Annotated in this window: 3 protein-coding genes; 2 read left to right on the top strand and 1 reads right to left on the bottom strand. The window is 44.5% G+C overall.

The genetic code is table 11. The annotated features are described in order from the left end of the window. The first annotated feature begins 137 nt into the window (after positions 1-137). A complete protein-coding gene (locus AAKU64_RS22120) occupies positions 138-1,886 on the top strand; it encodes a TonB-dependent receptor (protein ID WP_354363053.1) in 1,749 nt (582 codons plus the stop codon). A 122-nt stretch (positions 1,887-2,008) separates the two neighbouring features. Continuing rightward, a complete protein-coding gene (locus AAKU64_RS22125) occupies positions 2,009-3,745 on the top strand; it encodes a bifunctional metallophosphatase/5'-nucleotidase (RefSeq protein WP_354363055.1) in 1,737 nt (578 codons plus the stop codon). A 137-nt stretch (positions 3,746-3,882) separates the two neighbouring features. Here AAKU64_RS22125 and AAKU64_RS22130 read toward each other — a convergent pair whose 3' ends face one another. Next, a complete protein-coding gene (locus AAKU64_RS22130; RefSeq protein ID WP_354363056.1) occupies positions 3,883-4,656 on the bottom strand; it encodes an exodeoxyribonuclease III in 774 nt (257 codons plus the stop codon). Between the last annotated feature and the right edge of the window lie 275 nt (positions 4,657-4,931).

Genomic DNA, 4,931 nt, shown 5'->3' on the forward strand with positions numbered 1-4,931 from the left:
CCTCGGCTATCGAACGCCGTTTGAGGTTTTTTATAATTTGGATATACTCCCACTAAAACTTACCTCCCGTTGCTCTTCGTAGCTGAATCCGCCGTGGTTTATCGCTCTCCAAAACGTATGTTCGTTACGATACTGGTATGTTAGACGAGCGTTCACGCATGTTCATTTCGGTGTCGCATGCTCAAGCAGATAAATGGAAAGGTGAGGGCAGTGCTAACCGTGATCACGTGGATTTCGGCTTCCGTACAGACTTTGATCGTTTTAATTCGATTAACGGTACGATTTTGTATAACCGTGCGATTAACCAAAATATTAGTACTTTTAACTTAGCTGATTTGGCGAAGAACGGTTACTACTACGATTATTCTACTAGCTTCATTGGACACGTGCCCCCAAGTCCAGGTAAGGCCGGTAATGATCCTACCCAAGCAAATGCTGATACTTTCTATAAGCTGACACAAAACCCGTTCCAGAACATAATTGCATCAGCCGTAGGTAAGTTCAGAGTCGGTGAAAATACTGACCTGAAAATCATTCCTTATTTTTGGTACGGTTTCGGCACTGGCGGTACACAGCAACGTTTGCAAACAGAAAGCGCATTCCTTAATAAAGCTACTGGAAAAAATACTGCTGGAGTGGATTTAAATGGTGACGGCGACACTTTAGACAAAGTGATTGTTGCCAGCAGTAACGTAACTCGTACCAACCGTCCAGGTATTACTGCCTCTTTGTCCCACAACGTTGGTAATCATCAAATTTTGGCGGGTTTCTGGGTTGAGCGCGCAGTACATGAACAATTTGGTCCTATGGTCGCAGTCGATGCTAATGGCAATCCTAACGACATCTGGATGCGTGAAGGCCGTATTCTTCGCCCAGATGGCACACCATTTGAAAACCGTGACTGGAAAACAATTAGTACTGCTTATCAGTTCTTTGCACAAGATACAATCAGCATGATGGAGGACAAGTTATCGGTTAACCTTGGTTTGCGTGCTCCTACGATGAAACGTGATTTCACTAATTACGCGAATGAAAGTGCGCCTGTTACTTATAACATTAAGAGAACTTATTCTGAATTATTGCCGCAATTGGGTGCCCGTTACCAGATTGACTACAATAATTCGATTTTTGCTAGTCTCGCTCGTAATATGAAGGCTCCACCAAATTTTGTTTATGCAAGTTTGCCTGTAACTAATGGCGTCGCCACGTTGCCTATCGATGTCAAAGCTGAAACTTCATATAATCTTGACGTTGGATACCGTTTGCAAAGCGATAAATTAACTGCTCAAGCCACAGTGTATGCAGTGAATTTCCAGAATCGCCAAGCAACAGCTTACGATCCTTCAACAAATACCGTTAGTTTGGCTAATGTCGGAAAAGTTAAGACCCATGGTTTTGAAGTTGAATTAGGTAATACTCCAATCAATGGCTGGTCGTTTTACAGCTCATTGGGTTATGCGAAGAGCGAGATTCAAGATAATTTAGTCGTCAGTTCAACGGCAACTTTACCGACTGCAGGTAAAGAAATGACTTTGACGCCTAATTGGAAAGCTGGTCTAAGCGCACAGTATGAAACAGGTGTTTGGTATACGCGAATGACGGCTAAGTACACAAGCAGTCAACAAGCAACAATGACTAACGACGAACTGGTGCCTTCTTATACTTTGCTTGGATTTGACGCTGGTTACCAATTCCCAAACACAACTTATTTGAAAAAGCCAACGTTGCGCCTCAATGTTAGTAACTTGACTAACGAGAAATATCGTAATCCATCTAGCTTTAACGTATCCAATGCGCTGCCCTATGGCACTGCTGCGGCAAAAGGTGTTTTCTATTACTTAGGCGCACCACGTTTCATGTCTGTCACTTTGTCTGCTGATTTCTAATCAGTAAATGTAAGACCGGAGGTTGCGATGTGCTTGGGCTTAGTCGCAACTTTCTCATTATTTGAGCCTGCAATCATGCTTAGCGCGATTGCAGGCTTTTTTCATTTTTTGTAAGGATGGATATGTTAACGATGAAGTCGGTACCAGCATTGATGGCCTCATTGCTGCTAGTTGCTTGTGCCGTGTCACAAAAAACACAACAATCAGGGCTGGAGTCGGCACAACCGTCAATCGCTGCTGGCACAAGTGAAATCACGATCTTTAGTATCAACGATTTTCATGGCAATTTGCAGTCTGATAAACCTGTACCTTATTTGGCACCAGTGGCACCGGTAGAACATGGGCACGATCACGGTGAGGCCATGACCACGCCCGCCGGCGGTTACGCTTATCTGGCCGCACTTTTAAAACAGCGCCGTCTAGTAGCAACTGCCAGCATTTTTGTCGGGGCTGGCGATCTGATGGGTGCATCGCCTATCGGTTCTGCTTTGTTAAAGGATCAGCCTGTGATTGAGGCTTTTAATCAAATGGGCTTATCAGTTACTTCGGTTGGCAATCATGAATTCGACGCTGGCTGGGTTGATTTATTGAGCAAGATAAAAGGCGAGTGTCCGCTGAGCGGCTGCCCATTCCCAGGCTTTTCTGGTGCTAAATATGAATATATTGCTGCCAATGTGATCGATACGCAGACCGCTAAATCCTGGCTTAAACCCTATGTGATTCGCCAGGTCGGTGATGTCAAAATCGCTTTTATCGGCGCGGTTACTTCCGACACTCCCAATTTAGTCGCAGGTGATGGTGTAAGGGGTTTGCAGTTTGAGGACGAGGCAACTGCGATCAATCGTTATGTGCCAGAGATTAAACAGCAAGGCGTCTCCGCTATCGTGGTCCTTATCCATGAGGGCGGTAATTATAAAGGTGACGCCAATGATCCAAGTTATGCATGCAATGGTTTAGAAGGGCCGATTATTGATATCAGCAAAAAACTCGACAAAGCAATCAGCCTAGTGGTATCCGGGCATACCCACCAAGGATACACCTGCAAGATTGATGGTCGCTTAGTTGTGCAGGCACGCAGTTACGGCGCTTATCTCACAGAAACCAAACTCATCATTGACCGTAGCAGTAAGCAAGTGATTGCTAGTAGCGCCAGCAATTATCTTGTGGATCAGCAGAAGCTAAAACCTGATCCGCAAGCGCAGCAGTTAGTGGATAAAGTCGCAGCATTGACCACAGAAATCCGCCTACGCCCGGTTACAACGCTAGCCGCACCTTTAAAGCGTGAGAGTGCTAAGGGTATTTTTGATAGTAGCTTGGGTAATGTTATCGCCGATGCGCAATTGAAGTACGCGCAAAATAGTGGACCAGCAGATATTGCCTTTATGAATTCGGGTGGTATTCGCAGTGACTTGCCGTCGGGTGCGGAGAGCAAATCGGTAGCCGTGACTTTTGGCGATATCTACGCATCACAGCCATTTGGTAACAATCTGGTTCGTATGAGTCTATCTGGTGAGCAGATCATGGCCGTTTTGCAGCAGCAATGGCAAGGACGCGAGGCGGATAATCCTAAAAAGTTATTCGTTTCGAGTAGCTTTAGCTACCGTTGGAGCACCTCTTTTCCACTACCCCAGCGGGTGCAAAATGTTCTGATTAATGGCAAACCTCTGGAATTGGCAAAAATCTACAAGGTCGTTGTGAATAGTTTTCTGGCCGATGGTGGCGATGCATTCACTATGTTTAAGCAAGGACAAGATCGCCAACTGGCCGGACGTGATTTGGATGCACTAGAAACTTATGTCCGTGCCGAGGGTGGCAAACTGGCTACGGTGGCGACAGACCGCGTCAAACGAAGTGAATAGATTGGCAAACGATTTTTGATCTATTTTAGAGAATAGAGGGGGTATTAATAGTTAGGCTTAGATTGTCCAATGATTATATTGACAATCTAAGATGAATCTTATATACAGATAGGGAGTATATTTTCTTAAAGACAGCTTTATGCGTATTCGATAATCAGTGGCGCGTGATCTGAAAAGCGTTGGTCTTTGTAGATAGAGGCTGTTTTTGCTTTAGCCGCAATGCCCGCCGTTGCTACATGATAATCAATTCGCCAACCGACGTTATTCGCCCATGCCTGGCCACGATTGCTCCACCAGGTATAAGCCTCGCCAGTCGTATGCGGATGCAAGCGGCGATACACGTCAACCCAACCTTGTTCATCAAACAAGCGCGTCATCCATGCACGTTCTTCCGGCAAAAAGCCGGAATTCTTTTGATTGCTTTTCCAGTTTTTCAAATCGATTTCTTTATGGGCGATATTCCAGTCACCACAAATGACTAATTCACGTCCTTGGGCAATCAGATCTAGTAAGTGCGGGTAAAACAAGGCCATAAACCGGAATTTAGCTTCTTGCCGCTCAGGCGAGGATGATCCTGAAGGGCAATATACTGAGATTATCGACAAGTTACCAAAGTCGCAGCGTACATAGCGCCCCTCAGCATCAAATTCAGGACTACCAAAACCAATCTCCACTTTATCTGGCGTAGCTTTGCTATACACCCCGGTCCCTGAATATCCCTTTTTTTCCGCGTAATGGAAATTACCGTGATAGCCCTGCGGCATCAAAAAATCTACCGTCATATCGTCAGCTTGCGCCTTCAGCTCTTGCACACAAACAAAATCTGCTTGCTGTTGCTGCATCCATTCAAAAAAGCCTTTTTTTGAAGCAGAGCGTATGCCGTTGAGGTTTGCGGAGATAATTTTTGTCATGTTTCGTAATTAAAACTTAAAGAAAAATAGATTAAAACATATTGAAAATCGAACAATTATTTCTTTTGTGCATTATCCAAATTACTTGGCTTAAAAGATAAGTAGTGATCAGTATATTGATAGGATAATTTGTAGCTACTGCGTCTGCTTACGCATCAATGGAGAAAAATAATTGAATTAAGAGGTTCTTGCAAAACGAAACACCGGAGAGTAATTTTATTGCGAGAAGCGCAAAATAGATGAGAAAGGAGCGGCCATTTCTGGCAAGATGAAAG

It is taken from the genome of Undibacterium sp. GrIS 1.8, assembly GCF_040544445.1.
Classification (GTDB): Bacteria; Pseudomonadota; Gammaproteobacteria; order Burkholderiales; family Burkholderiaceae_D; genus Undibacterium.

Excerpts from the sequence above, each read along its gene's own strand:
- AAKU64_RS22125 (WP_354363055.1), top strand. The coding sequence starts at position 2,009 with ATGTTAACGATGAAGTCGGTACCAGCATTGATGGCCTCATTGCTGCTA.
- AAKU64_RS22130 (WP_354363056.1), bottom strand. The coding sequence starts at position 4,656 with ATGACAAAAATTATCTCCGCAAACCTCAACGGCATACGCTCTGCTTCA.
- AAKU64_RS22120 (WP_354363053.1), top strand. The coding sequence starts at position 138 with ATGTTAGACGAGCGTTCACGCATGTTCATTTCGGTGTCGCATGCTCAA.